Here is an 18,284-nt window from a genome sequence, read left to right on the forward strand (position 1 = left end):
AGAGCACCTCACAGCCAACGCACACCACAGCCCCGCGCCACCGACCTCGCCGAATGGCAGCGGACCACTTCCTACGCGACAGGACACGTCAGTCCAGCCTTCACGCAGTTCGGAGAACATGACACGACCGCCACTGACAGATACGACGGCCGTTCAAGGTAGAAGCCAAGCGACACGTCAGCTCCTGAACCCAGCCTCTCGGCAGTGGAGTCGACGAGGAACGCCAGATCGGTGGCGTCACGACCCCGACCGGAGGCGAACCGAGGCGCATACTCGCTCACGCGCGCCCCGAGCCAGAGGGCTGCCTCCTTGGCCTCATCCCAGGTGCCGCGAACCAGCGACCGCGGCTTGACGAGCCAGTACGCCGTTTCGAGCGGCGGAAGATCCACGACCGGGAACTCCGCGGCGACCTCGCGGTAGCGCTGGAGCAGCTCGGGCCTGCTTCCGGCTGGGGGCGGCTCCGGATGAGGAGGTCGCCGTAGGGCGTCGTCGTCGAAACGTGCTTTCGGCCCGACCCATAGATAGCCGTGGTGGTGCACCGGTCGTTCCTCGTTGGGTGTCTTGGGTGTCGAACACCGAAGGGCAACCGGTCCCGGCTCCGAGCAGGAGTCGGGACCGGCCGGGAGGAGCACTCAGACCGAAAGCCCGAACCTCACCGGGTCGATGCCGGCCGCGTCGAGTTCTTCCGTGGTGAACCGCAACGGCTCCGCCTCCGGCCGCTTGCTGTCACCCAGGGCCCAGGCGTCGTCGCCGATCCGCGCCAGGGTCACGCATCCCTCGGTGCAGGGTCCTCCGCACGCCTTCACGAAAGAGGCCCCGCTGATGTCGAGTCCGTACAGCTTGGTTCCGTCCAGCATCACTGCACCTTTCTGCTCAGCTGATCGCGGCCATGTCTGACCGCCGCCGCCCCATGGAGGGCGGGAGTTTGTGAATGACCTCAGCCGTTTGGACGACGTGCCCAGCCGATACAGCGCGTCTGCTGCGGGCCTCCGGTCGGCGAAAGGGACCCGTGTGGAATCCCTTCACTCCCGACACGGAGGGCCGACCGTCTCGGTCAGCCGCTCCCGACCGGCCCGGACCAGGGAGATGATCGCCCGAGGTGGACACAAGTCGCCTTCATACCTCGGGGGGATCAACCAGTAGGTGCCCGGAGGTTGTTGACGGTCGAGCCGTGGCACGCCCAAGTAGGTTCCATGACCAAGACAGGTCGCGACGTCCTCGTAGGCCCAGACGAGTCCGGCATGCGGCTGAACGAGGGCGTAGTAGGTCCCACCCACGACCCGACGGTCGTAGAGGATGGATCCGCCCAACAACTCTCCGAGGGACACGGCGACATCGCCGCGATCCTCCGATCCAACAGCGGCGTGCACCACGTCGGACGCCATTCGCACCGCAGCGAATCTGCTTCCCAGCGGCAGCAGCGCAACTCCCTGCGCCCACCACTCGGCCCGTACCTGCCCGGGGATCGGATGGGAACCGGCCAGCCACTCGGCGATCGCCGTGTCCAAAGCCATTTGTGTGTCCACAGCCTGCCCCTGTCGTCGCGTTCCAGCGCTACGACAACCAGGGTCCAAGAACCACGTGTCCCAATCGAGGGCTTTGAAGGGCCTTCGACAGGACGCCTGAAGGGCTTTGATGCGACCTTTTGGATGACGTCGGGCCATCCAAAGGACTTACTGTGGAACGGTTGAACCGAGCCGCTTCTGGAGGTGCCGGTCGTGCCCCGTCCCGTAGGCAACATCCGACTGAAGGCCGCCCGTCTGGCCGCGGGCTTCAACTCGCAACAGGGTCTGGCCGACGCCCTGACACGGAGCGCCAAGCAGATGGGCATCCGCGGCCTGTCCATCGGCGTACGGCAGGTGCGCCGCTGGGAGTCGGACAATCCCCCTTGGCCGCAACCGGATTGTCAACGAGTTCTCGTGCACCTACTGGGCCAGAGCATGGAATCGCTCGGATTCACGCCTCCGTGGGGTTCCAATGGTCCCCTGCCCGGCGAGACTCGGCGCCGCGTAGGCGCAGGCGGACCAGTCGCGTCACCGGGCTCGTTGGCCGTGTCCATGCGGGCATCCGTCACCCCACAACCCGCCACGACCGGGGCCGACTTCGAAAGCGTCACCCGCTCGTACCGCCGCCTCTACTGGTCCGTGGCGCCGACGATGCTGCACCCCGCGGTTGTCGCCCACGCGACGTTGGGGTGTGCCCTGCTCCCGGAGACGACGGACACGACACGGCGCAGGGTCGCGTCCGCGCTGGCGGAGTCCTACCTGCTCGCGGGACGAATCGAGTTCTTCGACCTCCGTGACTCGACCACCGCGAACGGCACCTATCTCCTTGCGTTGCAGGCGGCAGGTGAAGCCGACGACTCGCTCCTGGGTTCGGCAATCATCGCTCACATGGCCTTCGTTCCCGGCTGGGTCGGCGACCGCGAAACGGCCCTGGAGCGCATGATCGCCGCCCGCACGTACGCGCGGCGCGCACCGGCGTCCGCCGAGTTCCTCGGCTGGCTCGACGCGGTGGAAGCCGAATGCGAAACCCGCTGTGGCAACACGCGTACGGCGCTTCACCTGATCGGCCATGCGGAGGACGTGCTCACGACCGGCAACGAACATCCCTCGCCCGACTGGTTGGACTGGTTCTCACCAGCCCGGCTGTCGGCGTTCAAGGGGAACACTCAGATGACCGCCGGCCACATCCCACAAGCCCGTGAGTCCCTACTCGCAGCCCTGGAGGCGATGTCCCCCGCGGAAGACAAGCAACGAACAGTCGTGTTCGGCGACCTGGCAGCCGTCGAGGCAACCGCCGGAAATCCCGAACGCGCCTGTGAGTATGCGGGCAAGGCTCTCGATCAACTTGCGATCACCTGGTACGCCACAGGAATGGATCGCGTACGTGAGGTTCGACGCGCGCTCGCGCCTCATCAACACGACCGTTGCGTACGAGATCTCGACGATCGGCTCTATGACTGGTCGACCACTTTCAGCGTACTGAGTCGTTGAACTCGCCGACCCGACCAGGCAGTTCAAGCAGGCTGTCGATCCGGAAGGTCGGCAGCCGCTCGGCTTCGGGGCTGTTCCATTGGATGGTGGCCCAAGGCCCACGACGCACGAGCGCGGTGTACATCCCGGCCTGGGTAGCAGGGCGAATGTCGTTGTCGCACCGGTCCCCGACGTAGAGGACTTCATCGACCTCGAAAGGAACTGCCTCGGCCACCCGCTTGAAGAACTCGGGATCGGGCTTGCTCGCTCCCCAGTCGTCCGACGTACCGATCAGATCGACGTCACGGTCGAACAACTCCCGCAGGATCCGCCCCGCCCGAACGGTCTGGTTCCCCGCGATCCCGAGCCACAGACCATCGCCGCGCAGCCGAGCCAGGGCCGGCCGGACGTCGGCGTACAGATCCTCCTCCCCGAACGTCTCCGGCCGCCCGGCTGCGGCCCGCCTCTCGCGCTCCTCGTAGAGATCGAATCCGGGTCGGAACTCCTGGAAGGTTTCCCGGTAGTCACGCCCCTGCGCGACGACGGCCCCGAACATCGCGTGGAAGGTGTGCCGCGGCACGCTCAGCCAGTCGGCCCAGGCCCCATACTCACGCGTCTCGTCCACGAGACACTCACCGACGTCGAAGACCACTGCGCGAATCATGTGGGCAGGGTAGCGATGCGAGACGTGGAGGTCGGTCCAGGTGTCGATCTCTACAACCGCACCGCGGCCACGAAAGGGACCGATACTGCCAAAACCCAGCGAGGTTGGGCCAGTTGCGAGAAGGTGATCACTTCAGACTGGGCGTCGCGCGAGGTGGGACAGGATGACGGTTCCGTACAAGATGGAGTTTGACCCGGCCACGATCAAGCACCTCGGGGTGCAGATGTACTCGACTCTCCCGCCGGTCATCTCCGAACTCATCGCAAATGCTTGGGACGCTGGGGCCAGCAGGGTCGAGATTCATATTCCTGAATCAAGGGTGACTGATGATTCCGTCATCATTGCGCAGGATGATGGGGATGGAATGAGCGATGAGGAAATCAGGCAGGGATACCTCCTCGTAGGGCGCGATCGTCGAAAGGTGGAAGGGCGGAGTCAACGTGTCAAGGCGCCGTTCCGCAGGTACATGGGTCGCAAGGGACTGGGTAAGTTCTCCGGATTCGGCATAGCGCGAGAGATAGAAGTAGAAAGTAGCAATGGCCTTTCGGTGTCCAGATTCGTAATGAACTACGACGAACTTGAGGATGCCGCCAAGGATCGAGTCGCGCAGTTCGATCCGATGGCACCTTCCGGCAGAGTTGCCAGGGGTACGCGAATCACACTCCGACGGATCGAAAAATTTCGGAAGCGTGCCGTTTCTGTACCGTCTCTCAGACGGCATATTGCGCGCAGGTTCGCCATCATTGACGACAATTTCCAGGTTGTGATCAATGGCAGTCCAATTACGCATCAAGAACGTGACCTGAAGCCCTTGCTCGCCCGAGACGTGAACAGTGATCCATATATCTGGGAGTTCGACGAAGAAATATCCCCAGGGACTGGATGGCGAGTCACTGGATGGATAGGCGCGCTTTCTCATTCCAGTAACGTTGATGATGGAATTCAGCGCGGTGTTTCGGTCATGGCGCGAGGGAAGCTGGTGCAGGAACCGTTCTGGTTCGATGCTAACACAGGCCAGCAGTACGCTCTCGCCTACCTCATCGGCGAGCTTACCGCTGACTTTGTCGACGAGGAAGAAGACACTGTAGGTACGGCGCGAAACTCACTTGTTTGGGATACAGAAAGCAATATCGCGCTGATGGAGTGGGGCAGGCGCCAAATCAACCGTGTATCTCGCGACTGGTCCGAGAAGCGTCGCTATGACAAGCTCAAGCAGTTGGACACAGAGCCTGTCTATCAGGAGTTTCTCAAGGCTACCGCCGGCTCTGAGCACAAGAGATCTCGTCGAGTGGTCGATAAACTAATTCAAACGGCTGTCGGCAGCAATTTGGTCGGGCGCGACGACGAAGCTCAGAACATCTTGAAGTCGTGCATAGATTTCTTGGAGTTTGACGCCTTCTGGGAGATTGCCGAAGAATTGGGTGAAGCGGAGTTCAAGGATCCTGCTCAGTTGATCTCACTGTTTCGTGAGTGGGAGATAGTCGAAGCGAAGGAGATGGCAAAGGTCACGAGAGGTCGAATTGCAACGATTGAGAAACTGGAGAAGATGATCATTAATAATGCTCTCGAGGTACCAGATCTCCATAATTTCTTCAAAGAATTTCCTTGGGCTCTCGATCCACGATGGCATCTGGTTGCAGACGAGGTTCGATACAGCCAACTACTCCGCGAGCATTTTCCGGAATCCGAGGCGCCGGAATCCGACAGGAGGATCGATTTTCTCTGCGTTGCAGAGGGGGATACGCTAGTAGTGGTGGAGATCAAGCGGCCTCACTCCGTGGCGCGGCGTCGAGAGTTGGAGCAGATCCGGGAATATATTGCATATCTCCGAGGGCTCTTCCGGCGGTCCACTGACGATTCATATCGCCCCAGCCACGTCATCGGCTATCTCTTCTGTGGGTCGGTTAGTGACGACCCAATGGTTGCCGAGGAGATGGAAATGCTTCGAGCGACGCAGGTTTACGTTCGCCAGTACTCGGATCTTCTCGGCATGGTCAAGAGGAGTCATGGAGAGTTTCTAGCGCGGTATGAATCCCTGAAGAAGGTCTCACGGCCGTAGCTCTACTGCTGACGTAGGGAGCTGGGGAGATTATTCCCCAGCTCCCTTGTGTAGACAAGCGGCAGGGTGTGCCGAATCAGTCGCGCAGGTAGGCGTAAATCGCCGCAGCGATGGCCCTTCCCAAGGGAATGGGCACGGCATTGCCGATCTGCGTGGCGATCTCTGTCTTTGTGCCGCACCAGCGGAACTCGACAGGGAATCCCTGTATGCGGGCGGCCTCGAAGTGCGTGATGGGTCGATCTTCTGACGGGTGAAGATAGCGACCTTTCTCCGGCTTGAAGAACTCGGTTCGGATGGTCACCGACGGTTCGCCGAGGCGAAGTCGACCCATGACATCCCCGGTACCGGAATTATGCTTGTCCCAACTCGCGGTCGAAAGGTATTCGACGGGCGTCCTCACGCCAGGAGGGTTTGGTGTGGTGAAGTATTTGAAGTCACCAAATTCATCCTGGGTGTACCACCAGCCGCTGAGGTGCTTGCGATTTCCGCCGGGAGGGATGTGGTGGTAGCGGGCGAGGGAAACGGTTTCCGGGTTTCGGCCGAAGTGAAGATTTTCGGTGCTGAAAATACCGGGAAGGTCGCCATCCAGTTCCGGGACGAACCGTTTGGTGTCCGGGAGATCTTCGAGTGTGCGCTTGGACGACTCTCGGAAGAGGTCATCCACGGTCTCCCAGTACGAGATCCCCGCGTCTACGCCGTCAATTGGTCTGGTCTCCGCGACCGATCCTTTCGGGCGGCGGAAGTGTGACTTGACGGGATAGGTCATCGCGCGACCATTTTCGATGTCGCGGCGAACGCCGATGACGATGGCCCTGCGGCGAGCCTGAGCGGCGCCGTAGTCCGCGGAGTTGAGGAGGTACCGGTTGTTCTTCACCTCCTCGGAGTCGGTGAGCTCATGCCCAGGAGGATCGACGAGCCGGTACTCGGCGAGTTTCCCTCCTTGCTTCACTTCATTGAGAAGGTTTTGAAATTCATCCGACTTCAGGAAGCGGTCCACATTTTCGATGACGAAAACCTTTGGGCGGATCTTCGCCACGATCCGAACGTATTCCTCCCAGAGGCGGTTGCGCTCGGTTCCCTTTTTCACGCGGTTCAAGGCCGAGAAACCCTGGCACGGAGGGCCCCCGACGACGACGTCCGCGTGCAGCGCCTCCGGAGTAGGCTCCCAGTCCTCGATGTCCCCGACATGCACACGTGCCGCCGGCGCCCGCCTGTCCTTGCGGAGCTCGCCGAAGTTCACAGCGTATGTGGCTGCAGCGGCACGGTTGTGTTCAACGGCCGCGATGCTGTGAAAGACAGGTCCCGCGCCGTGCTTCCCTGTCGGGCGGAACTCGTGGAACCCCTGGGTGAAGCCCCCGCAGCCGCTGAAGAGGTCCACGACGGTGACGGGTTCGGGGGTGACGGAACGGGGCGTGAGCATAGGGCGATCTTAGCTTCGGAGTGCGGTTGCGATGGCCTGGCCGACGGCAGCTGCGAGCGGAGGCGGCATGGCGTGGCCGACTTGACGATACCTGGAGGTCTTGCCGCCGAAGAGCTTCCAATGATCCGGGAAGGCCTGGATCGTCGCTGCCTGTTCCACGGTCAACTTGGGCATTTCGTCCTGAGGGAAGTCGGTCCCAGGAGGCTCGTCCCCAAGGCTGTTGCCGTTGACTCCGAGCGCTGCCCACGCCTTCTTGCTGCCCGTAGGGCCGAGGTCGGCTCCACCTCTGCGGTCGGAGCCACCGACGAGGGCCGGAGCGATTCGGTCGGCGTTCTTGATCCAACGTTCGGCGCCGGGCCAACCATCTGCAGACATGGACGGGCCGAGAGCCTCTCCCACGGTCGGCGGTGGTTGGTCGTTCGGTGCGGGCCAGGCGAAGCGTCCGAAATATGGATCCCGCAGAGCGACGAGAAAGCCACTCTTCCGATTTTGTGGGACGCCGAAGTCCGAAGCGTTCAGGATCTTCCAACTGGTGCGGAAGCCGGCGTGGTGCAGCTCGCGGTCGATCCAGGCGCGGTCCGCAGAAAATTCCGGGCCGTCGACAAGGTCGGGGACGTTCTCGAAGAGAACGGCTTTCGTTCTCACGTCGCACGCCAGGGTGATCGCGGCCCGCAGGACTCTGCGTTCCTCCGTGTCCTCCGCCCGCCCGACTGTCGCCGACGATTTCACGCGTGGCAGCCCGCCGCTGACGAGATCGACTTCTGTGGCCTCGGGGCGCATGCTCGGGCTGAATTGAACCACGTCCATGCACACGACGTCCCAAGCAGGTCGATTGAGGTCGATCGAGAAACAGGCATCCGCCTTGCTGTCGATGAGTAGCACGGGGTCGAATCCCGCTCGTTCGAGGCCGAGCGCCTGCCCTCCTGCTCCTGCGCAGATCTCCAGGGACCTGAATCGTCGCACTTCGACGGGCGCCGACGGTGTTCCCTGAGAGGTCGACGACTGCTCGCCGGGGGATACGAGAACGGGAGCCGCTTCGACGGGGCCAGAGGTAACCACTGGACCCGGAGCAAATGGGGAATTCGACATGGGCCTTGGGCGCTGGGCCTCTACCGACTCTTGGGCGACCGCGCGCAACTCGGCATCGAGAGCGTGCTCCCGGATTCCGTCGAACAGCACGAACGGGGCGAGGCGGAGCAGTCGCTTGAGGAAGTCACGCAGGGTCTCGCGCTCGTTCAGACCCTTCAGATCGAGATCTTTCCAGACCCGCAGGATGGCCCTCACCAAGTGAGGACTTCCGCCCAGCGCGACACGGCGCGCGTAGATCTGGTCGAACGCAGCCTCACCGAGGATCTCAAGAGCGCGGTAGGGCTCCTCCTCCTCGGGCGCTCGCACGAGCTGTGCCCGCCACCAGAGACGACCGAATACGTGCCGGGTGAGGTCGGTGCCCAGAACCCGGTCCTTGGGCGGTTGCGGATAGCGCCAGAACGCGACATCTGGAAGGACGACGAGTGCCAGGAAGGCCCAGACGTCGCGGGATGCGGCTTCGGCGGGCACCATGCCCATCTCGCCATGCAGCAGCGCAGCCAGGCGAAGGTCGAAGTCGGCATTGCGCGCACGGTCGGAGTCGTCGGGGTATCCGGCACGCTTCGCGAGATCCAGCACGCCGTCCCGTAGTTCACGGAGCCGGCCGGAGGGAATCCGGTCACCGCCCGTGGCCACGTACACGGCCGAGTCGTGGGTGAGGGCGACACGTCGGGACAGATCGGTCGGTGCGAGGTGCCGGTACTCCTCGAAGAGGGGCCGTGCCTGTTCGGCGAGGAGTCGAGGGTAGAGAAAGCTCATCATGACACCTCGAAGATCTTGACGGCCGCCTGCAAGTCGGACGAGAACAGGGCCGGCGACTGCCGGTGACGGAGGCGTATGTCGGTGATCGACTGCCCCGGGAACAGTTGGTCGAACAGGCTCAGCAGGGTGGCGCCCAGTGAACCGTCGGGGAAGTCCGCGTCCTCGACGAACTCATCGTGTGCAAGAGCGTGCTCGACCATGACCCGGGCAGCATCCGCGTACACCGCCGACAGAACGATTCGGTCCACTGGGCGAGGCTTGCCCGCATTCTGAAATGCGGTCGCAGTGACCGTGTTCTGCTCGTTGACGAGGAGCAGGAGAGCTCCCATGGTGGCGCTTTCCAGGCCTCCGCTGATTTGCAGGTGCCAGGCAGCGTGCTCCGGGAACGACGTTCGCGCGAAGTCGATCACGGCCATCGGGAATTGAGGGGCATCGCCCTGTAGGCGCAGAGATTCGCGGTCGCTCCACAGTACGGACCCTGCTCGCCTCGGCGAGGAAGCTCGTGCGTCGTTCAGGCGCTCGGCGAGCACGAGCGCGGTGTCCAGCAGCAACAGGCCACCGAGGTCGGCACCGCGCAACCGTACGTCGACTTCGACTGTGCTCGTGCCACTCTCGGACAGGCGCACGTGCCGGGCAGGGCCGCTGAGGTTGGAACCTGTGGCGGTCCAGACGACCGACAGCATGAGTGCAGTATTCGCCGCCAGCCCCGTCTGTTGCCGGACCCGGTCCAGGTCGACTCGGAGGACCCTGCGTACATGCACGTCCATTTGGTAGTCCCAGTCGGGCAAGGCCTCGGGCAGAGCCACCTCGCCGTCCTCGACCACCAGGCGCCAGGGTCCCGGTGTCACCACGTCCTCGGTCGGGGTGCGGTACGGCAGTACGCGTCGTGTCATGAAGTCCGCACCGCCTCTACCTTGATGCCGATTTCGGTCATGGTGTCCGGAGCCGGCCGTACCACGGCACGCCAGACGGACTCGCCGCCCTCGACCACCTGCGGATCGGAGGTGTGGAGCAGTCCGGTTTCGTCCTCCCAGCCGATCAGTACGGGCATACTCGCCCCGATGGGAGGATCGGTCTCCCGCCCGCCGGCGCCGGGCAGGGTAACCGCGAGGTCGATGCGTACGCGCTGCGGGCCGGGTACGGGAAGTCGGAACTCCTGCACGAGCACGGCGGTGTCTCCGCGGTCGTCGTAGTACGGATCGCCGACGTACTGCACTCGGGGACGGCGACGTGGAATGTCCTGGGAGCCTCCTGCCGATGTTCCTGTGACCGGTTGACCGGGCCCGCCGAAGTCCTCGCTGGGTTGGGTGTCTTGGAAGCCGGTCCGGTCGGCCAACCGCGTCGCCGCCCGTCGACCGTCGGCGATCCGGTGCGTGGCGATGTCCTCGTCGTCGGTCGTCCTGGACGCATTTACGGCGGTGCTGCCCGGTTTGGAATAGGCGGTGGCCCCACCGATGCCCCAAGCTCCGCCGACCAAACCGGAAAAGAGCGAACTGGCCGCGCCCAGAGCGACATTGCTGGCGCCGGGTCGTGCAGTGCCACTCAAGGAGAGCAACTGTTCCAAAGCTTCGCCGATACGCCGGAACGTGGTCTGTACGTAGGTACTCTCCGGCCTGTCGAGGGAATGCGGATTCCAGGCGTCGTGCGTGGGCGGCTCGGCCTTGGCGTAGACGTCGTCCATGGCTTCGTCGGCCCTGAACACTCCGGCGTAGCCCTGATTGGCGCTCGGTGGTTTGGGCCCGGGGTGATAGGTGACGACAAGCTCCGCAGGTCGCATCAAACAGACGTGATGGATCAGGTCCTCGATGTCCAGCATGCGCGACGCACGGGAGGGCTCCAGCGGGGGCATGACGCGCTTCACGAGGCCGAGTCGGCCAAGGTGCTGCTTGGGCTTGTGGCACTCCAGATCGCTGCCGTTCGGACCCTCCATCGCTTCGTAGGCCGCGACGAACATATTGAGGGGACGCGTGGTGCGCAGGTCGGGTACCGGGTGCTGCACCCCGTCGTAGGCCACGGAGAACCGCATGGCAGGTGGTTTGCCCGCGGTGGAGATCATTTTGGGCCACAGGTGCCAGGCGATGGTGTCGCCCAGATATTCGGCCGCGTTCGCGGGCTCGAGGTCGTCCAGATTCGGGTCGACGACGACAACCGTCGTTCCGGTCTCCTCCGGACCGAACGACTTGAGACCGAGGCGCTGGGCCACGGCATCCGCCTCTACACCCACCAGCGGCTCGACCACCTCGCCCGACGTGTCGCCCCACCAGTGCCTACCGGTGTAACGGCGATTGCCGTCGGAATCCGAGGGCACGTAGCTTTTCCAGAGCGTGCAGCCGATGAGTCGGGTTTCGTGTCCGCCCCGCGCAGTGCGGCAGCGGGAATGGACGATGACGGTCCCGGGCTTGGACAGCAGGTAGAAAATGCCCTTTCCAAAACCGTAGGTGCCGCCCCCGAGCGCCGTGTCGCGTGGTTCACCGATGTTGCGGATGAAGGAGACGAAGTCACGGTCGGGGCCCACGGCGTTGTCCGCTCGCGTCGGGCCTCCGAGCCCGCGGGTGCCGCGATCGGACACGGACAGAACGCGGACCGAGCCCCGCTTGAGTGTGTTGCGAAGCGGAAAGTCTTCGGCGTTTTGGGGTGCCCCTGCCAGCAGAAGCTCTCGCCACACGCCTGCGTGGGCCGGTCCAACGGTCCACATGTCGATGCGATAGTCCACAGGTACCGAGGACTTCTCGAGCCGGGCATCCCAACTGTTCTGGGCCGACTCCCGCACCAGGATGGTGAGCAGATCGAGCTCGGGCCGTCCGAGCTGATTGCGAATGCCCTCGGCGGCGCTTGCGCCCTCCGGAGGGTAGGGCTGGGAGAACCAGCGGGGCTCCGTCACGCGGACTCCTGGATCATGCGGTCGATCATTCGGGACACCACGTCGGGCGCCATGTGGACCGGAGACTCACCGGACAGGTCGATGGTGTACTCGACGTCGAGAACGGAAATCGGCACGCCTGCTGCGGCCAGAGCCCGATTGGTCAACGCGGGAAAGTCGGGGGTCACCTCGTACCAGCGCTGTTCATCGACGACGAAGCGCACATCCCGGTATCGCTCGGCATCGACGGGCCGGTAACCGGCCTGTGCGAGAAGTTCGATGAGGGCGCTTTCGTCGTCACAGGACCGCAGCGTCCGTTCGAGCAACTCCAGGAAGCCGAGTCCCGAACCGCCCGAGAAGGTGCGGTGCAGGCCGAACCAAGCCAGGCAGAGCGTTCCATCCTGTGGGGCTTCAAGCTGATCGAGGCCATGAACCCGTGGCCTTCGACCTTCACCCTTGGCGCCCGTCTTCACCTCCACAGCGAGACTTCCGGTGGTGAAGTCGTGATGGTGACCGTCCGGCCCACGCCAGAGGCGATATGCGCTGGAGTCCAACTGAAGGAGCCGTTCGAGCACCAGCAGTTCCCCGAAGAGACCGGCGAGCTGCTCCGGACCCAGCACGGCTCTGTGTGGTTGGAACAGAGCCTTCCACCGGTCAATGACTCCATAGAGCGCCTTCACCGGGTTTTTCGGCAGCTTCCCCGTCGCATCCAGTATGTCCGCGCACAGTTCCGTGAACAGGTCGTTCAGGTCCGTACGCAGGCAGGCGAGATCGGCGTACGTCTGGTACGTCTCCTCGTCCTCCAGAGGGCGCTTGCTCAGGTGAAGGACCGGGCCGTCCAGGCCGGAACGAATCTTCAGATGCGAGTGCACGGGTACAAGCACGTGACGGAACCCGTCGTGGTCGACCGCTGCAACCAGGGCACCTTGTTCGGTCACCACCGGAAGCTGTGAAACGCGGAGACGACGTTCTCCGCTGGTCGGTTCTGCTTCGAGCGCGGCCCAGTGCTCTTCAGCGACCTCGCGGAAGGTGCCGTCGCTCATGCGTCCTCACCTTCGAGGAGGCTGAAGTCCTCGTCCTCCAATCGCACACCCGACAGATCCGCCGAGATGTACTTCTCGACCGTGCTGTCCCCGTGCCGCGGTTCCGGAAAGACGAGGCCGACGCCGACCACGTGTTCCGCCGCGTTCAGAGGAGCACGCCGCTCCTTTCCGGGACCGGGCTCGGACGTCTTGTCGATCGGATACAGCACCAGAAGGCCAGTGTCCGGAAGCTGGACGCGACGCTCATCGATGATGCCCTTCTCGGTGAGCTTCGCAGTGTCTCCGGCCAGGTCGACGGCGGCGTCACGGCGGCTCATGAGCGTCTTGATGTCGGCGAAGTCCGGCGAGGGGTTGGTCACGGCAACGCGACTACGGATGTTGCGTCCGACGGATACGCCGGGCACGAACACGAACGGCTCTCCTGCCGGGTTACCGACGATCGCTATGTTCCAACGGCGCAGCGAGCCGGCTGCGACTCGCTTACGGATGTAGCTGCTGATCAGGTCGGCATCGTTCTCGGGTGACTTCTCATGGAACTTGTAGGACGCCAGGAACTCGGTCACGACGTCGTATGGCACATCGCGGAAGACGTAGCGGCCTTCCGCCGAGCGATCGTCCACCCTGACGGCGTTCGAGCGGGCCGCGGTCACCAGGTCGCGTGCGGCGGTGGTGTTGCCACGCAGCCAGTCGGCGTCGGTGTGGAAGTAGTGGGTCTGAACCCGCTTGCCCCCGTACGAGGAGGCAGCCGTCACCGCGTCGCGCATTTTCGCGGCCGCGGTCACGCGCAGAGCCGGGTGGGTGCGCAGGCGGACGGCGAAGGTGAGGGGCGTCTCGGACTCGGTTATGTAGATGTCGATGTCGCGACGCATCTCGGTCTCGACCGTGGCAAGGTGCCGGAACCACTCGGCCAACTCGTCGGTCATCCAGATACGGGGCAGGTCGGCGTAGCCGTTCCGGAAGCCGAACCATCGCCCCATCTGCAGCAGAGTGTCGTATGCGGAGACGGCACGCACGAAGTAGCTGACCGACAGGCCCTCAAGGGTGAGTCCACGCGAGAGGGTGTTGCCGCCCACGGCTATCGCCACGACTGGGCCGTTCTCGTAGTCGAGACGAGCCTCGCTGCTGGAGTTGTCCATGACGATGCGGCAACTGCGCAGAACGCCGGGCAGTTCGGGCACCAGGTCGTCGAACGGTACCTTCGTCTCGCCGAAGTCCGTGGCGGGAACGCGCGCGGTCTCCTGATCCCACAGCTCACGCAACCGGGAGAGGAAGGCCGCGTCCGTCACTGTCTGCGCGGCTCGGTTCAGCAGGTGCCGGAGCGGTCGTTCGAAGCTGTTGTGCACGGCGGTGTTGACGCTTGTGTGGATCAGCATCGTGTTGTGCGGATTGCCGGTACCGCGAACACGGCGAGCGGCTGTCACGAGCCAGAAGTACTCCACGGCCCTGCGGAGGGTGTCGGTGATGACGGGCTCGAAGCCCTCGACGTCGGCCTTCGTCTCGGGGCGCACGCACGGGACATCGTCCTCCGGCACCGATCGGATCATGTCGTGGCCGTCGTCGACCTGATCGGGGTCCTCACCGTCCAACGCATAGCGCCCGAAAAGGACTTCTGTGCCAAAGTGTCCGCCCGGCTTGGGCAGATTGACGACGAAGTCCCGCGGATAGAGATCTTCCGCACTCGGATCAATCAGCAGATTGGCGAACGGCGATGCCGTGTATCCCACGTACGCGGAACGCGGCAGGCTCTTCATCATGCTGAGGATCAGCGGATTGATGGACTTCGTCGCAACGGTGGCCTGGTCCGCCTCGTCATCGATGATCAGCGCCGGGCAGTCCTTCAGGTAGTCCGCCGCCTTGTCCAGCCATGTGGCGAGCTTGCGCAGTACGGTCGCGTTCTTCTTCACGACGCACAAGACGTGCGTCTTGTTGCTCTTCCCGAAGTAGGAGGCGGGATTCGCCGTAGGAGTGAAATCCTTGTCCAAATCGGTCAGTTGCGACCACAGCGAGGGGTTGGGTTCCACGAGCTGCTGAACCAGGCGGGCCTGGGTCTGACGGCGAAGGCCGTTGTGAATGCCCGCCAGGACAATGAACAGCTTGTAGCCGCGGTCGGCGGCCTTGGCCATGACCGACGTGAAGTTCGTGGTCTTGCCGGACTGGACGTAGCCCACGACGAGACCTCGTGTGGAGAACGCCTTTTCCTTCGGATGGTTCAGCAGTGAGACGACTCGGGTCGAGGAGTCGTCCAGGTTCCGGATGGCGGTGTCCTTGTCCCATCCATCCTTGAGCAGCAGGTCTTCGATAGCGGGCCAGTACCTGTCCTTGGGCTGCGGGCCCGTGTACCAGGTGTCGCGGTTGCCCAGAACGACGGCGTGGGGTTCCTCGAGTTCCTTGATGCGTATCGTCTGCTGCTCATGGCGATCGCGGATCTGCTGGATGACCTCTGAGTGGACGCCCATCTGCTCCAGCCGCTTCACGGCCTCCGATGGGGGAAAGGCGTCCAGGATTGCCTTGAACGTCTCGTACATGTCATCGAATTCGTCGGTCACAGGACTCGACCGCCCCCGCTCTCGCTCGCCACGCCGCCCGACCGTAGAGCGCTGCCGACGTGGCAGACCGCTCTGAAGTACAGGTAGGCACCCCTCGCACAACCCCTACACATTATTGGGTGAGATGGTCATTGATAAGTGATTGAGGGTCACGATTGGTTGCCCGAGTTGCCACCCTCTGTGAGTCCTGGGCCGGAGGGGGGCCGAGGCGGGGTCGGTCGCTTGGATGCCACGGACTCGGAAATGCAGTGGGCCACGTTTGCGGCGGACTCGTGCTCCCAGAAGCGCAGTACTGTCCACCCCGCGGTGGTGAGGTGTTCGGTCGTCTCCAGGTCGCGAGCCATGTTCTTGTCGAGCTTGGCCCGCCACCACTCCGCGTTCGCCTTCGGTTGCGTTGCGTGCTTGGGGCAGCCGTGCCAGAAGCAGCCGTCCAGGAAGATGGCGATCTTGGCCTTGCTGAAGACGATGTCGATGGTTCGGCGTGGCATGCCCGGTACCGGCACATTGACCCGGTAGCGCAGCCCCGAGGCGTGCAGCAGGCGCCGGACCGCCACCTCCGGTGCCGTGTCGCGGGAGCCCTGACGGCTCATTCGGGCGGAGACGGATGGAGAGGATGGGACAGCACCAGACACAGAAGCATTCTGCCGGCGTGCCTGAGGCGTTGGCCAAGGCCTGACCACAGATACCAAGGATCAGCGTTGTTCCGACCGCCGCTGGACCGGCCGTGACCACTGCCTGTCGACCGCGCAAGCCATGTTGTCCGCCATGAAGCGCGCGTCCTGAGGCAGGCCCCGGCCCCTCACCGGTGAGGTTGTCGTAGTCACCGGTACTACCCGAGACCACATCGGCCGTCCACGAGACCCCCGTCTCCGTGCCCTGCGGTTATGCCGTCACCCCGTGGCACCCCTCATAGGCTCCACCCGACCCACACCAACACCCCGTCCCCCTCTGCGGAGGCCAAACCACAGCCCGCCCCCGCGCCGCCAACGTCGTCGCATACTGCGGCAGCAGCGTCACGTCTCCCGGCGAAGTCCCCTCCGACGCGGCGAAGGCCTCATAAGAAGGCACCGTCCCCGTCACGATTCCCAGGTTCGGTGTGCCGGAAGTTGCCAGTTCGCGCAGTGACGCCTCTATCGTCGCCAGGTGCTCCTCGCGGGACGGATACTCGGTCGCCAGGGAGGGATACGCCCCCACCAGCTCCTCCAGCTCACCCTGTGCCCAGTGCAGCACCGCCACCGGGAACGGGCGGGACAGGGCCTCTCGGTATGCCCCGAGCTCCGCCCGCAGCCGCGAGATCTCCGCCTTCAGTTCCGCCGGGTTGTCCGAGCCCAGGGACCAGACGCGCTTGGGGTCGTGGAGTTCGTCCAGCGACACCGGCGAGGAGTGCAGGGTGTCCGCCAGGGCGTCCCACTCGTCGTGGGGCAGGCCCAGCATGCGGCGGACCCTGTGGCGGCCGTAGAGGAGGGGGTGCGTGGAGTACGGGGTCTCCGTCGCGTCCGTGAGGAGCAGGGTCGTGCCCTCCGTGAACGTGTCCTGCGCCGCCTCCAGTTCGTCGTGGGACTCCAGGGCCTCGGCGACGATGACCCACGGGGCCGGGTCACGCGGGGCGGACACGCGGACTCCGTCGATGATCGCGCGGGCCTCGGCCTCATGGCCGTACTCCCAGAGGTTCGAGGCCTTCAGGGCTCGTACCAGTTGGGGGTTCTCCAGCGAGTCCGGGGCGGACAGCATGCGGTCGTAGAGCGCGGTCGCGGCGGGGCGGTCGTCGGCCAGTTCGAGGTGGGCCGCGGCCTGGAGGAGCAGGGCCTCGGTGTCCTCGGGATAGAGGCCGGCGGTCCGCTCCAGGCGTGCCGCTTCGGCAGTGTGGTCGACGTTCTCGGCAGGCGTGTCGGGGCGCATGGGGGACACCGTACTGCCGACCAACGACATAGGGAGAGGTATGTGCTGGTCGGCAGCGTCAAGGAGGCGTGATTCCCGCGCGGGCCGGGTGCGGGTGACACCCCAGAGTGAAAGGGGCAGGGAGAGGCGCAGGCCGGGCGTCGGCCCTTGCGCCTGCCTGCCGTCACTATCGGTACGGCTGCGTCAGTACCGGTACGGCTCCGGCAAAAGCGTCGCGATCCGTATCAGTACCGCCGTCAGGGCCCCCGCCCACAGCAGCACTCCCAGCCACATCCCCAGCACCGCCGAGCGGTAGCGGGCGAGGTTGTCCAGGGCCACCGTGTCGGGGGAGCCCGGGGTGCACAGGAGGTGGACGCGGCTGCCCTCGGGGAGGGCGTGGGCGCCGATCGTGTCGGGGACGGCGCGTTCGTACTCGCCGCCGTCCTCGCCGACCCAGCGGATCACCGGGTGCAGTGCGGCGTACGTCCCTTCCCGCGACGCGATGTGTCCCGTCACCGTCCCCTCCACACGACGGCCCGTGCGCCGCAGGAGGTGTTCGGTGATCGCCAGCCGGGCCTGGTGGCCGGTGACGGCGAGGCCGGCGATGAAGGGGACCAGGGCGAGAAGCCAGTACGCACTCATGAGCAGGGAGCTTATGGGTCTGGTGAGTTGGAGGGGGAGCGCTTATCGTGCGGGTCCGGTGGAGGGGGAGCCGGGGCTCCTGCGGGTCCGCCGATCGAGGGGGACCGGGCCTCTGTCGGCCCGATGGAGGGGACTGGGTCTCCGCGAGCCCGGCCGTGGAGGCGTACTGGCCCGGAGGGAGGCGTACGCATGCGGGTCATGCGGGTTCCCGTCGTGGGACACGGCGACCTGCGGCGGCGCGCTCGGCGCCGGCGGGTGCTGTGGGGCGGCGGCGAGGTCCTCGTCACCGTCGGGGTCGTCCTCATGCTGCTGGTCGTGCACCAACTCTGGTGGACCAACCGGGAGGCCA

15 protein-coding genes are annotated in these 18,284 nt (G+C 64.5%); 2 read left to right on the plus strand and 13 right to left on the minus strand.

Going from position 1 to position 18,284, the window contains the following annotated elements; all coding sequences use genetic code 11:
• Positions 1-71 precede the first annotated feature (71 nt).
• The 3 genes from IPZ69_RS33690 to IPZ69_RS33700 all read right to left on the minus strand — a co-directional run bounded on the left by IPZ69_RS33690 (position 72) and on the right by IPZ69_RS33700 (position 1,514).
• Positions 72-539: a hypothetical protein gene (locus IPZ69_RS33690; RefSeq protein WP_235458467.1), complete on the minus strand. Its 468-nt coding sequence runs from the start codon at positions 537-539 to the stop codon at positions 72-74.
• 93 nt (positions 540-632) lie between these two features.
• A complete protein-coding gene (locus IPZ69_RS33695; protein WP_235458468.1) occupies positions 633-857 on the minus strand; it encodes a DUF397 domain-containing protein in 225 nt (74 codons plus the stop codon).
• 165 nt (positions 858-1,022) lie between these two features.
• Positions 1,023-1,514: a hypothetical protein gene (locus IPZ69_RS33700; RefSeq protein ID WP_235458469.1), complete on the minus strand. Its 492-nt coding sequence runs from the start codon at positions 1,512-1,514 to the stop codon at positions 1,023-1,025.
• A gap of 204 nt (positions 1,515-1,718) precedes the next feature.
• On the opposite strand from IPZ69_RS33700, the gene IPZ69_RS33705 reads away from it, so the two are divergent.
• Positions 1,719-2,996 (plus strand): transcriptional regulator, encoded by a 1,278-nt coding sequence (locus IPZ69_RS33705; protein WP_235458470.1) that lies wholly within the window; start codon positions 1,719-1,721, stop codon positions 2,994-2,996.
• On the opposite strand, the gene IPZ69_RS33710 is transcribed toward IPZ69_RS33705, so the two are convergent.
• On the minus strand, positions 2,977-3,639 hold the full coding sequence (locus IPZ69_RS33710) for an HAD family hydrolase (protein ID WP_235458471.1): 663 nt from the start codon (positions 3,637-3,639) through the stop codon (positions 2,977-2,979). The genes IPZ69_RS33705 and IPZ69_RS33710 overlap by 20 nt on opposite strands.
• A 163-nt stretch (positions 3,640-3,802) precedes the next feature.
• Between IPZ69_RS33710 and IPZ69_RS33715 the strand changes: the two genes are divergently transcribed.
• The gene (locus IPZ69_RS33715) at positions 3,803-5,698 is read left to right on the plus strand and encodes an ATP-binding protein (protein ID WP_235458472.1); all 1,896 of its coding nucleotides are present in this window, start codon (positions 3,803-3,805) and stop codon (positions 5,696-5,698) included.
• Positions 5,699-5,774: 76 nt separating this feature from the next.
• Here IPZ69_RS33715 and IPZ69_RS33720 read toward each other — a convergent pair whose 3' ends face one another.
• The 9 genes from IPZ69_RS33720 to IPZ69_RS33765 all read right to left on the minus strand — a co-directional run bounded on the left by IPZ69_RS33720 (position 5,775) and on the right by IPZ69_RS33765 (position 17,935).
• On the minus strand, positions 5,775-7,118 hold the full coding sequence (locus IPZ69_RS33720; RefSeq protein WP_235458473.1) for a DNA cytosine methyltransferase: 1,344 nt from the start codon (positions 7,116-7,118) through the stop codon (positions 5,775-5,777).
• Between the two features lie 9 nt (positions 7,119-7,127).
• Positions 7,128-8,963: a DNA cytosine methyltransferase gene (locus IPZ69_RS47550; protein ID WP_308407571.1), complete on the minus strand. Its 1,836-nt coding sequence runs from the start codon at positions 8,961-8,963 to the stop codon at positions 7,128-7,130.
• Complete coding sequence (locus IPZ69_RS33735) at positions 8,963-9,859, minus strand: hypothetical protein (RefSeq protein ID WP_235458474.1); 897 nt, start codon at positions 9,857-9,859, stop codon at positions 8,963-8,965. The genes IPZ69_RS47550 and IPZ69_RS33735 overlap by 1 nt, the downstream gene beginning before the upstream one ends.
• Entirely contained in the window at positions 9,856-11,847 is a 1,992-nt protein-coding gene (locus tag IPZ69_RS33740) for a hypothetical protein (protein WP_235458475.1), read from the minus strand. The genes IPZ69_RS33735 and IPZ69_RS33740 overlap by 4 nt, the downstream gene beginning before the upstream one ends.
• Positions 11,844-12,869, minus strand: coding sequence for a PD-(D/E)XK motif protein (locus tag IPZ69_RS33745; RefSeq protein WP_235458476.1), 1,026 nt, complete (start codon positions 12,867-12,869; stop codon positions 11,844-11,846). Before IPZ69_RS33745 ends, IPZ69_RS33740 begins: the two co-directional genes overlap by 4 nt.
• Positions 12,866-15,415 carry a Z1 domain-containing protein gene (locus tag IPZ69_RS33750; protein WP_235458477.1) on the minus strand — a complete coding sequence of 850 codons (2,550 nt, stop codon included), beginning with the start codon at positions 15,413-15,415 and terminating at the stop codon, positions 12,866-12,868. Before IPZ69_RS33750 ends, IPZ69_RS33745 begins: the two co-directional genes overlap by 4 nt.
• Before the next feature lie 149 nt (positions 15,416-15,564).
• On the minus strand, positions 15,565-16,005 hold the full coding sequence (locus tag IPZ69_RS33755; protein WP_235458478.1) for a very short patch repair endonuclease: 441 nt from the start codon (positions 16,003-16,005) through the stop codon (positions 15,565-15,567).
• Positions 16,006-16,297: 292 nt separating this feature from the next.
• Complete coding sequence (locus tag IPZ69_RS33760) at positions 16,298-17,314, minus strand: hypothetical protein (protein ID WP_235458479.1); 1,017 nt, start codon at positions 17,312-17,314, stop codon at positions 16,298-16,300.
• A gap of 183 nt (positions 17,315-17,497) precedes the next feature.
• Positions 17,498-17,935, minus strand: coding sequence for a DUF3592 domain-containing protein (locus IPZ69_RS33765; RefSeq protein WP_235458480.1), 438 nt, complete (start codon positions 17,933-17,935; stop codon positions 17,498-17,500).
• Positions 17,936-18,284 lie beyond the last annotated feature (349 nt).

The organism is Streptomyces olivochromogenes, assembly GCF_021538895.1.
Classification (GTDB): domain Bacteria; phylum Actinomycetota; class Actinomycetes; order Streptomycetales; family Streptomycetaceae; genus Streptomyces; species Streptomyces olivochromogenes_A.